Raw genomic sequence first — 258 nt, forward strand, 5'->3', positions numbered from 1 at the left:
AGCGCGCGATCGGGGCTCACGCACTGGTGCGCCGCCGCGAAGGCCCGCGCCGCGGTGGAACGCCCGGAGCCGGGCGGGCCGGTGAACAGCCAGGCGTGCGCCATCTTGGACGCCTCGGGGAGCGGGGTGTCCGCGGCGCCCGCCGAGACGAGGGCGTCGGCGTCACGAGCGGCGGCGGCGAGCTGCTCGCTCACCTAGTCCTGGCCCACCAGGTCGTCCCATACCGGCACGGGGCACCGCCCTTTCGTCGCACTTTGC

1 pseudogene is annotated in these 258 nt (G+C 76.0%); it reads right to left on the reverse strand.

Annotation, left to right across the window (positions count from 1 at the left end):
• A pseudogene (locus tag KVT44_RS56325) lies at positions 1-194 on the reverse strand (DNA polymerase III subunit delta'); the annotation flags it as partial.
• Positions 195-258 lie beyond the last annotated feature (64 nt).

The organism is Streptomyces sp. GbtcB7 (assembly GCF_019091445.1).
Lineage (GTDB): Bacteria > Actinomycetota > Actinomycetes > Streptomycetales > Streptomycetaceae > Streptomyces > Streptomyces mirabilis.